This is a genomic window from Phyllobacterium sp. A18/5-2 (assembly GCF_025452215.1).
GTDB lineage: Bacteria > Pseudomonadota > Alphaproteobacteria > Rhizobiales > Rhizobiaceae > Phyllobacterium > Phyllobacterium sophorae.
Genome location: NZ_CP104966.1, coordinates 284,905 through 298,659, shown reverse-complemented (window position 1 = coordinate 298,659; position 13,755 = coordinate 284,905). Strand labels below are relative to the sequence as shown.

Annotated in this window: 13 protein-coding genes and 2 pseudogenes; 13 read left to right on the top strand and 2 right to left on the bottom strand. The window is 55.2% G+C overall.

Features of this window, described 5'->3' with window-relative positions:
- Nucleotides 1-16: 16 nt before the first annotated feature.
- The 13 genes and pseudogenes from N8E89_RS01535 to ilvC all read left to right on the top strand — a co-directional run bounded on the left by N8E89_RS01535 (nucleotide 17) and on the right by ilvC (nucleotide 12,250).
- Nucleotides 17-1,822 carry an acetolactate synthase 3 large subunit gene (locus N8E89_RS01535; protein ID WP_113172058.1) on the top strand — a complete coding sequence of 602 codons (1,806 nt, stop codon included), beginning with the start codon at nucleotides 17-19 and terminating at the stop codon, nucleotides 1,820-1,822.
- A gap of 22 nt (nucleotides 1,823-1,844) precedes the next feature.
- On the top strand, nucleotides 1,845-2,417 hold the full coding sequence (gene ilvN, locus N8E89_RS01530; protein WP_262260948.1) for an acetolactate synthase small subunit: 573 nt from the start codon (nucleotides 1,845-1,847) through the stop codon (nucleotides 2,415-2,417).
- A 116-nt stretch (nucleotides 2,418-2,533) separates the two neighbouring features.
- Nucleotides 2,534-3,127, top strand: coding sequence for a LysE family translocator (locus tag N8E89_RS01525; protein WP_262260947.1), 594 nt, complete (start codon nucleotides 2,534-2,536; stop codon nucleotides 3,125-3,127).
- A gap of 37 nt (nucleotides 3,128-3,164) precedes the next feature.
- Nucleotides 3,165-3,783: pseudogene (nthA, locus tag N8E89_RS01520) on the top strand (nitrile hydratase subunit alpha).
- Nucleotides 3,780-4,439, top strand: coding sequence for a nitrile hydratase subunit beta (gene nthB, locus N8E89_RS01515; RefSeq protein ID WP_262260945.1), 660 nt, complete (start codon nucleotides 3,780-3,782; stop codon nucleotides 4,437-4,439). The pseudogene nthA and the gene nthB overlap by 4 nt, the downstream one beginning before the upstream one ends.
- Before the next feature lie 82 nt (nucleotides 4,440-4,521).
- Nucleotides 4,522-4,788 carry a nitrile hydratase accessory protein gene (locus N8E89_RS01510; protein WP_262261789.1) on the top strand — a complete coding sequence of 89 codons (267 nt, stop codon included), beginning with the start codon at nucleotides 4,522-4,524 and terminating at the stop codon, nucleotides 4,786-4,788.
- Nucleotides 4,789-4,816: 28 nt separating this feature from the next.
- Nucleotides 4,817-5,236 carry a hypothetical protein gene (locus N8E89_RS01505; protein WP_262260944.1) on the top strand — a complete coding sequence of 140 codons (420 nt, stop codon included), beginning with the start codon at nucleotides 4,817-4,819 and terminating at the stop codon, nucleotides 5,234-5,236.
- 61 nt (nucleotides 5,237-5,297) lie between these two features.
- Nucleotides 5,298-6,425 (top strand): ATP-dependent DNA helicase, encoded by a 1,128-nt coding sequence (locus N8E89_RS01500; RefSeq protein WP_262260943.1) that lies wholly within the window; start codon nucleotides 5,298-5,300, stop codon nucleotides 6,423-6,425.
- Between the two features lie 99 nt (nucleotides 6,426-6,524).
- The gene (locus tag N8E89_RS01495; RefSeq protein WP_262260941.1) at nucleotides 6,525-7,361 is read left to right on the top strand and encodes an alpha/beta fold hydrolase; all 837 of its coding nucleotides are present in this window, start codon (nucleotides 6,525-6,527) and stop codon (nucleotides 7,359-7,361) included.
- A 149-nt stretch (nucleotides 7,362-7,510) separates the two neighbouring features.
- Nucleotides 7,511-8,251: a pyridoxine 5'-phosphate synthase gene (locus tag N8E89_RS01490; protein ID WP_262260940.1), complete on the top strand. Its 741-nt coding sequence runs from the start codon at nucleotides 7,511-7,513 to the stop codon at nucleotides 8,249-8,251.
- 205 nt (nucleotides 8,252-8,456) lie between these two features.
- Nucleotides 8,457-10,320: pseudogene (locus tag N8E89_RS01485) on the top strand (potassium transporter Kup).
- 230 nt (nucleotides 10,321-10,550) lie between these two features.
- The gene (locus N8E89_RS01480) at nucleotides 10,551-11,204 is read left to right on the top strand and encodes a TetR/AcrR family transcriptional regulator (RefSeq protein ID WP_262260939.1); all 654 of its coding nucleotides are present in this window, start codon (nucleotides 10,551-10,553) and stop codon (nucleotides 11,202-11,204) included.
- A gap of 26 nt (nucleotides 11,205-11,230) precedes the next feature.
- Nucleotides 11,231-12,250, top strand: a complete 1,020-nt coding sequence (gene ilvC / locus N8E89_RS01475) for a ketol-acid reductoisomerase (protein ID WP_106662793.1) — start codon at nucleotides 11,231-11,233, stop codon at nucleotides 12,248-12,250.
- Nucleotides 12,251-12,371: 121 nt separating this feature from the next.
- Here the strand turns inward: ilvC and N8E89_RS01470 are convergent, their stop codons facing one another.
- Nucleotides 12,372-12,500: a hypothetical protein gene (locus tag N8E89_RS01470; RefSeq protein ID WP_262260938.1), complete on the bottom strand. Its 129-nt coding sequence runs from the start codon at nucleotides 12,498-12,500 to the stop codon at nucleotides 12,372-12,374.
- A 50-nt stretch (nucleotides 12,501-12,550) separates the two neighbouring features.
- Nucleotides 12,551-13,711 carry a hypothetical protein gene (locus N8E89_RS01465; RefSeq protein WP_262260936.1) on the bottom strand — a complete coding sequence of 387 codons (1,161 nt, stop codon included), beginning with the start codon at nucleotides 13,709-13,711 and terminating at the stop codon, nucleotides 12,551-12,553.
- Nucleotides 13,712-13,755: the final 44 nt, after the last annotated feature.

Sequence of the window (13,755 nt, the reverse complement as noted above, 5' to 3'; positions counted from 1 at the left end):
TTACGGGAAGAGATCGATGACCGCAGAAAAACAGGATAGTGACAGCCATACATCGCAACGCCGCGAGATGACCGGTGCCGAAATGGTCGTGCAGGCCCTCATTGATCAGGGCGTAACGGATATTTTCGGTTACCCGGGCGGTGCTGTCCTTCCGATTTATGATGAACTGTTCCAGCAGGACAAGATCAATCACATTCTGGTTCGCCACGAACAGGGCGCTGGTCATGCCGCCGAAGGTTATGCCCGTTCCACAGGCAAGGTTGGCGTTATGCTGGTTACGTCGGGGCCCGGTGCCACCAATGCGGTGACGCCGCTTCAGGATGCGTTGATGGATTCCATCCCGCTGGTTTGCATCAGTGGTCAGGTTCCGACCAGCCTGATTGGCTCGGATGCTTTCCAGGAATGCGATACCGTCGGCATCACGCGCCCTTGTACCAAGCACAATTGGCTGGTTAAGGACGTCAATGATTTGGCGCGTGTTCTGCACGAGGCTTTCCACGTTGCGAAGACCGGACGCCCGGGTCCGGTTCTGGTTGATGTTCCGAAAGATGTTCAGTTTGCAACTGGCATGTACACGCCGCCAGAAACCGCACCGCGTACGAGCTACAATCCCAAAGTGCAGGGCGACATCGAAGCAATCAAGCAAGCTGTTGCGCTGCTCGTATCGGCAAAACGTCCCGTTATCTATTCCGGTGGCGGTGTCATCAATTCCGGCAATGAAGCCAGCAAGCTTTTGCGGGAACTGGTTGAACTCACAAATTTCCCAATCACTTCGACATTGATGGGGCTGGGTGCTTACCCGGCGTCGGGCAAGAACTGGCTCGGCATGCTTGGCATGCACGGGACCTATGAGGCCAATATGACAATGCATGACTGCGATGTCATGCTGAACATCGGCGCTCGCTTTGATGACCGCATCACTGGCCGCATCAGCGGTTTTTCTCCGAATTCGAAGAAAATTCATGTCGATATCGATCCTTCCTCTATAAACAAGGCGGTGCGGGTCGACGTTCCGGTCATTGGCGATGTTGCGAATGTACTTGAAGACATGGTGCGCCTGCTGCGCGCGTCGTCTATACAACCCGACAAAAAAGCGCTCGGCGAATGGTGGTCGCAGATTGACCGGTGGCGGTCGCGCAAGTCCCTGTCCTATACGCGCAACAAGGACGTGATCATGCCGCAATATGCGCTGGAACGTCTCTATGCGCTGACCAAAGATCGCGATACCTACATCACGACCGAAGTCGGTCAGCATCAGATGTGGGCGGCCCAGTTCTACGGTTTTGAAAAACCCAACCGCTGGATGACATCAGGTGGTCTCGGCACCATGGGTTACGGACTGCCTGCGGCGTTGGGCGTGCAGATTGCCCACCCGAATTCGCTCGTCATCGACATTGCCGGCGATGCGTCAGTTCAGATGACGATGCAGGAGATGAGCGCTGCGGTCCAATATGAGGCTCCGATCAAGATTTTCATCCTGAACAACCAGTATATGGGCATGGTTCGTCAATGGCAGCAATTACTGCACGGCAACCGTCTGTCGCATTCCTATACGGAAGCCTTGCCGGACTTCGTCAAGCTGGCCGAAGCCTATGGTGGGCATGGTATTCGCTGCGAGAAGCCCGGCGATCTCGATGACGCCATTCAGGAAATGATCGATGTCAAGAAGCCGGTCCTGTTCGATTGCCGTGTGGCCAATTTGGCAAACTGCTTCCCGATGATCCCTTCCGGCAAGGCACACAATGAAATGCTTTTGCCCGATGAGGCGACCGATGAGGCAGTAGCCAATGCCATCGACGCCAAGGGCAGGCAGCTCGTTTAAGTAACCGGAGAGGACTAACAACATGAACGCTCAAAACCCGGCCTCCGGCTCGGCATATTTTATCGCAAAGGAAACGGAGCTACCGGTCACCACGGTTCTTTCGGTCCTTGTCGACAACGAACCGGGCGTACTGGCCCGGGTCATCGGCCTGTTTTCCGGGCGAGGCTACAACATTGAAAGCCTTACTGTTTCTGAAACCGAACATGAACAACATCTGTCACGCATCACCATAGTAACGCGTGGCACGCCGCATGTCCTCGATCAGATCCGCCATCAGCTGGAGCGCATTGTGCCCGTTCACCGGGTGGTCGATCTCTCCGTTCGGGCAGATGAACTGGGCCATGAAAAACCAATCCAGCGCGAACTTGCCTTGGTGAAGGTGGCGGGTCTTGGCGAGCACCGCAACGAGGCTCTGCGCCTTGCCGATGCCTTTCATGCCAAGGTGACAGACGCAACGACGGAGCATTTCATCTTTGAGATTACCGGCAAGGGATCGAAGATTGATCAGTTCATCGCCATCATGAAGCCACTCGGTCTTGTCGAGATCTGCCGGACGGGCGTTGCTGCGATGAATCGTGGCCCGCTCGGCATGTAGTCGAGCCTTCAACTGAATCTTGTCAGGGATCCGATTGTATCCCTGACAAGATTGTCATTGAGCCAAATCGCGTTCGATTCTAGCTTGCACCCGCTTCATAGGATTGGATTTGAAGGATGACGCTTGAGATTTTTTTGACGCTGCTCGTTTTCGCCTTTGTAACCTCCATCACCCCGGGACCGAACAATTTCATGCTCTTGGCATCGGGTGTCAATTTCGGTTTCAAACGCACTATCCCCCATATGTTCGGGATTGGCAGTGGCTTCTTCACATTGCTACTCGGCGTCGGTCTGGGGCTGGGCGCATTGATCGAAACGTTTCCGCTCGTCTATACCATCCTCAAGTTTGCGGGCGGCGCGTACCTCATTTACCTCGCCTACCAGATTGCCATGTCCCGTTCGCTCAATGCCGTTGATGGCAAGGCACGGCCCATGACGTTTATGGAAGCCGCAGCATTCCAATGGATCAACCCGAAAGCCTGGGTCATGGCCATTACTGCGATGGCCACTTACACTTCGCCCGAAGCCTATCTTGCCACTGTTTTGATCGTCGGTGTTGCCTTTGCCCTCGTCAACATACCGTCGGTGTCAAGCTGGGCCGCCTTTGGTCAAATGATGCGTGGCTGGCTCGCTGATCCGGTTCGCCTCAAATGGTTCAACATCGCCATGGCGATTCTGCTTGTCGTCAGCTTATGGCCAATGCTGAAGTAAGCTTGCACCAGCGATAAGAGGCGAATAAGATTTTCCCATGCCAAACGATCACGATCATCATCACGACAATGAACTCGATCCTATGGCCGCGCGAGTGCGGGCGCTGGAGACCATTCTAACTGAAAAGGGTCTTGTCGATCCATTGGCCATCGATGCCATCGTTGAAACCTATGAGACGAAGGTAGGGCCACGAAATGGAGCCAGGGTCGTGGCAAAAGCCTGGTCTGATCCCGAATATGCTGATTGGTTACAACGCGATGCAACGTCCGCTATCGCTTCGCTGAGCATCACCGGGCGGCAGGGTGAGCACATGCAGGCAGTGTTTAACACAGCCGACACGCACAATCTTGTCGTTTGCACACTCTGCTCCTGTTATCCGTGGTCGGTGCTCGGCCTGCCTCCTGTCTGGTATAAATCACCGCCATACCGGTCAAGAGCCGTCATTGATCCGCGGGGAGTGCTGGCTGAGTTCGGCGTTGTCCTTCCGGAAACGACCAAAATTCGTGTGTGGGATTCTGACCGCTGAGTTGCGCTATCTTGTGATACCACTCCGGCCGGAAGGTACGGACGGTTTGGATGAAGCACAGCTTGCGGAATTCGTGACGCGCGACTCGATGATTGGCACCGGACTGGCCAGCGCACCGGAGGCCGCATGAACGGCCCGCAGGATCTTGGCGGGCAGATGGGCTTCGGCCCCATTGTGCCGGAATTGGACGAGCCGCTGTTCCATGCGAACTGGGAAAAACGCGCACTTGGGCTGACAATTGCTGCCGGTGCCATGGGGCACTGGAATATTGATGAGAGCCGCCACGCGCGCGAATGTCTTCATCCGGCGGATTATTACTCCTCCACCTACTACGAAATCTGGATCAAGGCGCTGGAGGTGCTGCTCAAGCGGCACGGATTTGTCTCGCCGCAAGAGCTGGCGACAGGTCAGTCCCTGGGCAAAGGTACAGAGCTCAAGCGCATTCTGAAAGCTGACAACGTGGCCGCAGCACTCGCAAAAGGTGGTCCCTGTGATCGACCTGTTGCACAAGAGCCCCGCTTCGAGGCAGGGGATCGCGTGCGGACGCATAATTTCAACCCGGAGACGCACACGCGATTGCCGCGTTATGCGCGTGGCAAGTTCGGGCGGATTGACGCTGTCCGCGATGGGTTTGTTTTCCCCGATAGCAATGCCCATGGCAAAGGCGAAAACCCGCAATATGTCTATACGGTTGTCTTTACCGGGCCTGAGATATGGGGTGATGCAGCAGATCCTACTTTGACGATTAGCATCGATGCCTGGGAGAGCTACCTTGAGCCTGCGTGAGCTGGTTACGCATTCGCGGGGAATAAAGCCAAACGGCGACACACCCGTCTTTGCCGAACCTTGGCAAGCGGAAGCCTTCGCGATGGTAATCGCGCTGCATCAAAAGGGGTTGTTCACTTGGAACGAATGGGCGAACGCCCTCTCGGGACAGTTGAAGCGTCCCGGTGCACTGGATGATGCCAGCGACTACTATCAATGCTGGCTGCTGGCGTTGGAGTCTCTCATTACGTTGAAGAATATCGCGGGCAAAGATGATATTGACAAACTGACTGCCGCCTGGCAGCGCGCCGCCCATGCGACACCGCACGGGCAACCCATCAAACTCGAAAATGATCCGGACCGGCATTAAGATGCAAATATCGTCGAGAATTCGCCGGATGGCGTTGTGCGTCGTGATTTTCTGGCCGGCGCTCGTTGCGAGCCATGCCATAGCACAAGATACTTCCTGGCCGGCAACGACGGAAGAGGATCTGCGCAAGATCATTACCGGGGCCACGCTCACGGGAGAGGTTAAAGCTGAACCGCCGTTCAATTTCACCGAATTCCTCGGCCCTGACGGAAAGTCTCGGGGTAAGATGATCGAATGTTGCAAGCTGGATCAAGTCCTGACGAATGGGATGTCTTACTCGGGCGACTGGACGCTGGAGAAGGACAGTCTTTGCCTGACCTATGAGGGCGAAGAGCAGAAGATTTGCTGGAGGCTGCAGGTCAAGGGTGATCGTTTTCGTATGGTTGACCACCAATTCGGCCGAGTAGGCGAGGGCCAGATACGTCCCGGGAACCCGGATAACTTATAGTATTAGAACCGGCACGCCCATTTTCCTTGCCCTTTGACAGCGAATCCTGTCACTCAGGACCATGCAATTATCACCGCAACAGGATGAAGCGCTTCGAGCCGTTTCAAAATGGCTGAAAGACGGACGCAGTCCGATCTTCCGGCTTTTTGGTTATGCCGGTACCGGCAAGACGACACTTGCCCGCTATTTCGCCGAGCATATCGAGGGAGATGTCCAGTTCGCGGCCTTCACTGGCAAGGCCGCCCAAGTGCTTCGGTCCAAGGGCGCCGCGACTGCTCGTACACTGCACTCTCTCATCTACCGGCCGCGCGGTGAAGAGGCTGTCGAGAATGAAACCACGGGCAAGACCAGCATAGCCCCGACATTTTCTCTGAACCGCCAAAGCCCAGTGTCCAAAGCCAAGCTCATCGTCGTTGATGAATGCTCCATGGTGGATGAACAACTGGGGCGCGACCTCATGAGTTTCGGTACGCCCATACTCGTATTGGGTGACCCTGGTCAGTTGCCGCCAATTTCGGGCGGCGGCTTCTTTACGGAGCATGACCCTGATTTCCTCTTGAGCGAAATTCATCGGCAGGCGCGCGACAACCCCATTATCCGCCTCGCGCTCGACGTCCGGGAGGGACGCGAATTCAATTACGGCGATTTCGGTGCGGCAAAAGTGATCGCCAAAACTGACGTGACACAGGATCTTGTGCTTGGTGCCGACCAGGTGCTGGTCGGCACCAACCGGACACGCCGGCGCTACAATCAGCGTCTGCGTGAACTGAAAGGTTATTCGGCGTCATTTCCTCAGGCTGGTGACAAACTGGTCTGCTTGCGCAACGACCCGGCCAAGGGCTTGCTCAACGGTTCATTGTGGAAAGTCATGACCTCGTCACGGGAAACGGTAAAACCCGGTATCAACCTTCTGGTCGCTCCAGAGGATGAAGAGCCAGGCAGAGGCGTTGCCAAGATCAAGCTCCTGAAAGCGCAGTTCGATGATCCCGACGCGGAAATTCCGTGGCAAACCAAGAAGCGCTTCGACGATTTCGATTATGGCTATGCACTGACAACGCATAAGGCGCAGGGTTCGCAATGGGATGAGGTCGTGCTCTTCGACGAAAGCTATGCATTCCGCGATACGCGCGAACGGTGGCTCTATACGGCCATAACACGGGCCGCGGAACGTTTGACGGTTGTGCGTTAAGCTGGCTTTCAAGAAAATTTAATGTTCCGTCAAAAGTCTTTGCTCGTGTCAGCTCGCCTTATGGGTTTCAATCGGCAAGCCGAGGAGTGACGCTTTGAGATGATTGGCAACGCGAACAAGATTGTCTGGGACCTGCCCCATGTATTCCGTTTCAGGGGCCAATCCGTTCGCTTCGGGACGTTTGGTAGCGGACAGGCGCTGGTGTTTGTGCATGGAACACCATTCTCGTCTGCGGTGTGGCGTAGGATCGCTCCACACTTTGCCTCGAACCGCAGTGTTTATCTCTTTGACCTGCTCGGTTACGGCCAGTCCGAGATGCGAGATGGACAAGACGTTTCGCTTGGCGTCCAGAATGATCTGTTCGCTGCGCTGCTCATGCATTGGCAAATCGAAGCCCCGGACGTGGTTGCCCATGATATTGGCGGTGCGACCGCTCTTCGTACCCATCTTCTCAACGGAGCGGATTTCACTTCGCTGACACTGATTGATCCGGTCGCGATTGCGCCTTGGGGTTCGCCCTTCGTCCAGCATGTGCGCAGGTTTGAAGAAGCCTTTGGCAGCCTTCCTGCATACATTCATGAAGCCATTCTTGCTGCCTATGTCGGCGGTGCCACCTTTCAACCATTGTCACGGGAAAGCCTTGAGCCTTATTGCGCCCCTTGGCAAAGCGAAATAGGGAAAGCTGCGTTCTATCGGCAAATTGCACAGATGGATCAATGCTTTACCGACGAAATTGCAGACAGGATCCCAGCCATTCGTTGCCCAGTCTCGCTTCTCTGGGGGCAGGAGGATCAATGGATACCGATTGAGCGCGGACGTAAGCTTGCGTCACTGGTTCCGCATGCAAGGTTTCACACGGTTCCAAGAGCGGGCCACCTTGTTCAAGATGATGCCCCCGAGGCGATCGTTGCAGAGCTGAAGAATTTTTTGAGCTGAATGCCTGGACTGTTCGCTGGTTCACAAAATGATGGTTCAGAACCGGTTTCTTGGGAGTATCGATATTTCGATTTGGCGAAATAACGATGTTTAATGTCGCGCATCTCCTGTAAAAGACAGGGCAGTAATCCCCCTGCCGGACATTAATCATGACAGCCACACTCTCCGTTAATCTTAATGCAGTTGCGATGCTGCGAAATCGGCGTGATCTGCCCTGGCCGAATGTTATTAGCCTCGGACGCGTCGCTCTGGCGGCGGGAGCGTCCGGACTGACCGTCCATCCGCGTCCGGATGAGAGGCATATCCGGTTTTCAGATTTGCCCGCGATCCGCGCTTTGATCGATGATGAGTTTCCCCAAGCTGAGTTCAATATCGAAGGCTATCCAACAGCGCAATTCCTCGACCTCATTGCAGGGAATGAACCAGAGCAGGTGACGTTGGTTCCCGATGATCCAGCACAGTCCACATCGGATCATGGCTGGAACATGAGGCAGGACGGTGAATTTTTGCACCCTATCATTGCGGACCTGAAACATCGGGGCATTAGGGTTTCATTGTTCGTTGATCCGGATCCGGAGGCTCCGGCGGTGGCCAAGGCGCTGGGCGCTGATCGTGTCGAGCTTTATACCGGGCCCTATGGCGGTGCTTACGACGATCCGCGCCGCGAAACCGAGGAACTGGCAAAGCTTGGCGCCACTGGTGTCGCGGCGGCCGAAGCTGGGATTGCGGTTAATGCCGGGCACGATCTGACTGTCGCCAATCTTCCGGCACTGGTCAAAAGAGTGCCAAATCTTGTCGAAGTTTCGATTGGTCATGGCCTCACGGCGGAGGCTTTGATGCACGGAATGTCTGGGGCTGTAGAAAGATTTCTCAATGCGCTTAAGGCCTAGCCCCTTGATTTGGGCGCAGGATTTGATTTGTCATGCGTTTTTGCATACCGTGAGCAAAGAGCTATGAGAAAATGGCGATTGATATTGCGTTGCAACACGACTAACTCGTCCGCCCACGCTGTCAGAGCGAGGAAAAATCTATATGAGTGACGAGCAATTGGCTGACGAGGGCTATTATAAAGATCCCGTCGCCCATGAACCGGAAATGCATCATAAAGAAGCCTTTCCGGTGCTTGTGCTAGGTGCACTTGGCGTCGTCTATGGCGATATTGGCACGAGTCCGATTTATGCATTCCGCGAAGCCCTTCACGCTGCGCTCGCTCGACGGCTCGTTGAGCCGCACCGACGTGCTTGGCGTCGTTTCGATGATCTTCTGGGCGCTGACAGTCATCGTGACAATCAAATACGTTCTATTTGTTCTGCGTGCCGACAATGACGGCGAAGGTGGGATCCTTTCCCTGATGGCGTTGGCACGCGCGAGTTTCAAGACTCGCCCGCAACTTATTCTGGCTCTGGGGATTGTCGGTGCATCGCTATTCTACGGTGATGCGGTAATTACTCCCGCGATCTCAGTGCTTTCGGCTGTCGAGGGCCTGGAAATAGTGACTCCAGCCCTTGAACCATTCATCGTTCCGATTACCTTGGTCATTCTACTGACTTTGTTCTCGGTGCAGCGGTTTGGTACAGCCCGAGTTGCAACGATCTTCGGGCCGATTACCTTGCTTTGGTTTCTGGCCATCGGTTTCTTTGGTCTCTGGCATCTCGCGGATGATCTCAGCGTTTTTGCAGCGGTCAACCCGGTGTATGCATTCGAGTATATCATCGACAATCCCGCCACTGCTTTCCCTACGATCGGGACGGTGTTTCTGGCTGTCACGGGGGCAGAGGCGCTCTATGCCGATTTAGGCCATTTCGGGCGCAAACCCATCGCTACCGCATGGATGTGGATCGTTTTTCCTTGCCTCTTGCTCAATTATTTCGGGCAGGGCGCATTCATTCTGGCCCATGGCGAAGCCGCCAAGAATCCGTTTTTTGAAATGTTTCCGCACTGGGCGCTTTTGCCAATGGTCTTGCTTGCCACCATGGCGACGGTTATTGCCAGCCAGGCTGTCATCTCTGGTGCCTATTCGCTATCGCGACAAGCGGTCCAGCTCAATCTTCTGCCTCGCCTTAACATTGAACATACATCGGAAAAGCAGTCGGGACAGGTCTATCTGCCCCGGGTGAACGTGCTTCTCGGTCTTGTCGTCATACTGCTGGTGCTGGGCTTCGAACGCTCATCCAACCTTGCGTCGGCTTATGGTATTGCTGTTACCGGCAACATGCTTGTCACCACGACGCTACTTTTCATCGTCATGAGCCGGATCTGGAAGTGGCGCCTGTGGGTTGCGGTATCGTTGACGCTTTGCTTCCTGATCATCGATTTGACGTTCGTTTCCGCAAATCTGATCAAGGTAGTCGACGGTGGCTGGGCATCCCTGGTGGTGGCATTCCTGATCGTCCTGGTAATGGCTACCTGGGTTCGTGGTAGCCGTCAGCTCTTCGAGAAAACACGCAAGGGCGAAGTCCCGCTTGATTTGATCTCCAAGAAAATGGCTGAAAATCCGCCGACTCTTGTGCCCGGCACTGCCGTGTTCCTGACTGGCGATCCCAAAAGCACACCAACCGCGCTCATGCACAGTCTCAAGCATTACAAGGTCTTGCATCAGAGCAATGTGATATTGACCGTGGTTACCGCTCCAACGCCGCTAGTGAAAAAGAGCGACCGTGTGCGGATCGAGCCAATCAACGACCTGTTTATGCGGGTCACGCTAACGTTCGGCTATATGGAGCGTCCCAACATCCCCCGGACATTGGCAATTTGCCGCAAGCAAGGCTGGAAGTTCGACATCATGACGACTTCCTTCTTCCTGTCGCGCCGGTCGTTGAAGGCATCTGCGCGGTCCGAAATGCCTCGCTGGCAGGACCGCCTGTTCATTGCCCTGGCACGGACAGCGAGTGATGCCACGGAATATTTCCAGATACCCACAGGCCGTGTGGTCGAGATCGGGACGCAGGTCAACATCTAGGCAAGCGGGAACGCAACTCAACACATCAAAAATTTAACTCGCGGTTGAGAATCTTGAGCCAGATCTCGGGCTTTCCTGGTCCATATTCGGGTAAAGACGGGCGGATTTGCCGCGAGACGCGTATAAGAATTGGCGGACGCCTCAAAAGTTTTTCATTGCGCTTGTCAAAACACCTCCAGCATACTAAAACGCTGCCGTAACGTACGGTACGGTACGCAAGGAGATGAGGCGTGCAGTCAACAGTGGAAGTCAGCGAGACCGCATTGACGGAACGTCAGAAAGACGTTCTCGATGCAGCGCTGACTCTGCTGGTCGAGGCGGGGGATACCCTGACCATGACGAGCGTCGCACGCCGCGCGAGCTGCTCCAAGGAAAGCCTGTACAAGTGGTTCGGCGATCGCGACGGGCTGCTGACGGCGACCGTACAGTGGCAGGCCTCAAAGGTGAGGGGCGTGCCAGTTGATCCGGAGGCGTTCGGCTTGACTTCCCTGACCACAGGTCTCGAGCGCTTTGCGTCTGACTGGCTGCGCGTCCTGTCCGGTACGATATCAGTTGCGCTCAACCGGGTTGCCGTTGGCCATGCCGGCAGCGACAAGCACGATCTCGGGGCCATTGTTCTCGAGAATGGGCCATTCGCCATGGCACGCCGCCTGAGGCCGCTGCTCCGGCTTGGGCGTGACACGGGCCTGCTGCATTTTCAGGATACGGATGAAGCATTCCGCACCTTCTTCGGACTGGTCGTCCGCGACGTACAAATCCGGTTGCTTCTCGGCGACCGGTTCGAATTGACTGAGGCGGCGATCGACCGGGATGCCCGGCGGGCGACACAACAGTTTCTGGCTCTTTACGGGGCTGACACGAAAGCGGCCGGGGACGGCCACTAAATCCTAACACGGGAAGGAATAGAACAATGCGCGTATATTATGACCGCGATGCGGACATCAACCTGATCAAGTCGAAGAAGGTCGCCATCATCGGCTACGGTTCACAGGGCCGCGCCCATGCGCTCAACCTCAAGGATTCCGGTGCCAAGGACGTGCGCATCGCGCTTCGTCAAGGCTCCGCGACTGCCAAGAAGGCAGAAACCGACGGCTTCCAGGTCGTCAGCGTTGCCGAGGCCGCAAAGTGGGCCGACCTGATGATGATGGCAACGCCGGACGAACTCCAGGCCGACATCTACAAGGATCACATTGCCGACAATATCCGCGACGGCGCCGCAATCGCTTTCGCCCATGGCCTCAACGTGCATTTCGGCCTGATCGAGCCGAAGAAGTCCGTTGACGTCGTCATGATCGCGCCGAAGGGCCCGGGCCATACGGTTCGCGGCGAATACCAGAAGGGCGGCGGTGTTCCTTGCCTCATTGCCATTCATCAGGACGCTTCAGGCAATGCCCATGACCTCGCGCTGTCCTATGCCTGCGGCGTTGGTGGCGGCCGTTCGGGCGTCATCGAAACCAACTTCAGAGAAGAGTGCGAAACCGATCTCTTCGGCGAGCAGGTTGTTCTGTGCGGCGGTCTGGTCGAACTGATCCGCGCCGGTTTCGAAACCCTGGTCGAAGCTGGCTATGCGCCAGAGATGGCCTATTTCGAATGCCTGCACGAAGTGAAGTTGATCGTTGATCTGATCTACGAAGGCGGTATCGCCAACATGAACTACTCGATCTCCAACACGGCCGAGTGGGGCGAATATGTCACCGGGCCACGTATCATCACCGCCGAGACCAAGGCCGAGATGAAGCGTGTCCTGAACGACATCCAGACTGGCAAATTCACCTCCGACTGGATGCAGGAATACAAGGCCGGGGCATCGCGCTTCAAGGCTATCCGCCGCAACAACGACAAGCACCAGATCGAAGAAGTCGGTGAAAAGCTGCGCGGCATGATGCCGTGGATCGGCAGCAACAAGCTGGTCGACAAGGCAAAGAATTAAGCTTCGCTTTATGGGAACAACAAAGGCCGGTGGAACACTCCACCGGCCTTTTGTCTGGTTCAGAAACTGTCCGTCAAGTCTGCCCGCGTTGCCGCGAGCTCGCAACCATGCACGCGCCGGATCATTCCATAAACTGGATGGTCTCGACCAGCGTCGTATTTACTCCCGGATTGCTGGCGACGAGCGCAGCGCCTGGCTTATCTGAATTGTCGATGTCCAATGACCAGATGCGCACATTAACATCATTCATCTTGTCCTTGATCTCCGGGATGCCAGCCAGGGGCGAGGCTATCGGGAGTTTCAGTTTTTGGTCAAAGACAGAGACCACGCCATTTTTTGTATCGATTTCCTTCTTGGCATCGAAAGTGGCACCAGAGTTGTGAAAGTAGGCGAGCCCGTGGGTTGATGGTTCAATTTCCAGATTGTGCTGAAGAGTGGGCTACTCTCACTGGTACTCACAATACCGTCATTGTGGATCGCATATTGTACATGTTTGGTATTCAGGTAAGTCGCGGTGTTCAACCTCATCCCGGCAGCAATAACGAAATCCAGTTTGAACGTCTCATCTTCGAGTTGGGCCATGCGAAAGGTGTCCTTTTGCACGCTGGCCATAGCGTAATCCAGGCAAATATCAATGCCGAAGGGCAGGCCATCGATGATGTCGTTGTGAAATTTTTTTGCCGGTGCATTGCCTTCCGGTGATTTGGGAAAAGGCTGGTCGTGTGCATCGAAGGATTGTCCGACTGTCGAGGTTACGAACTTGATATAGATCGTCAGGTCGCCCTTATCGCTCAGGAGGCATTCCTCTACGCTGTCAGTCAAATGCGTATTGACCGGATTTTTAGGCAGTGCGGCAACCGAATATGTACAGTTGCGTCCGTCAATGAAGTCGATTGATGACACGACCCGTTTGGGCCAGATCATATAGGCGGGGCGGGGATAATCCGGATCGTCCAATGGCAGATTGTGCGTGCAGGTAAGATAATTGAACGCCTCATACACGACCTTGATCTTGCTCGCTCCGCTGCCGGTCGGCTTGATGTTGGGGTTTGGTTTCAGTGCTGCGACCGTGCCCGGCAACAGGACGATGTGACCGTACAGGCTCGCCGGAAACTTGGATATCAGTGTTCTTACATTTGCCTTGACCGTATCCAGAAACAAATCCGCTGAATTGTTCAATTCGTCTTCGGTCAGGAAATCCCCCCAGGGAACGTTCCAGTAAAATTCCGGAGCGGTGAAAAAGCTGACCTCGAACTCCTTGGGCGGATGTTTCTCAAAAGCTTTCACCATGGCCCGGTAGAAAAGCGCAAACCTGTTATCCAGCGAGCGCTTCAGATAGGTCCCCATATCTTCCTTCGCACCACGCGCGGAAACCTGCGAGAACGAATTATATTCAAGATTGTAGATACCGACCTTTTTCGGCCATGATGGCGCGGGTGGGCGCCAGGTCTTCCCTTCCATTGACCCCGGGTTTGCTAGCCCGGACGGCGCCATGCCAATTGGCC

Coding starts and splice junctions, on each gene's coding strand:
- N8E89_RS01535 (WP_113172058.1), top strand. CDS start 17: ATGACCGCAGAAAAACAGGATAGTGACAGCCATACATCGCAACGCCGC.
- ilvN (WP_262260948.1), top strand. CDS start 1,845: ATGAACGCTCAAAACCCGGCCTCCGGCTCGGCATATTTTATCGCAAAG.
- N8E89_RS01525 (WP_262260947.1), top strand. CDS start 2,534: ATGACGCTTGAGATTTTTTTGACGCTGCTCGTTTTCGCCTTTGTAACC.
- nthB (WP_262260945.1), top strand. CDS start 3,780: ATGAACGGCCCGCAGGATCTTGGCGGGCAGATGGGCTTCGGCCCCATT.
- N8E89_RS01510 (WP_262261789.1), top strand. CDS start 4,522: ATGGTAATCGCGCTGCATCAAAAGGGGTTGTTCACTTGGAACGAATGG.
- N8E89_RS01505 (WP_262260944.1), top strand. CDS start 4,817: ATGGCGTTGTGCGTCGTGATTTTCTGGCCGGCGCTCGTTGCGAGCCAT.
- N8E89_RS01500 (WP_262260943.1), top strand. CDS start 5,298: ATGCAATTATCACCGCAACAGGATGAAGCGCTTCGAGCCGTTTCAAAA.
- N8E89_RS01495 (WP_262260941.1), top strand. CDS start 6,525: ATGATTGGCAACGCGAACAAGATTGTCTGGGACCTGCCCCATGTATTC.
- N8E89_RS01490 (WP_262260940.1), top strand. CDS start 7,511: ATGACAGCCACACTCTCCGTTAATCTTAATGCAGTTGCGATGCTGCGA.
- ilvC (WP_106662793.1), top strand. CDS start 11,231: ATGCGCGTATATTATGACCGCGATGCGGACATCAACCTGATCAAGTCG.
- N8E89_RS01470 (WP_262260938.1), bottom strand. CDS start 12,500: ATGAATGATGTTAATGTGCGCATCTGGTCATTGGACATCGACAATTCA.
- N8E89_RS01465 (WP_262260936.1), bottom strand. CDS start 13,711: ATGGAAGGGAAGACCTGGCGCCCACCCGCGCCATCATGGCCGAAAAAG.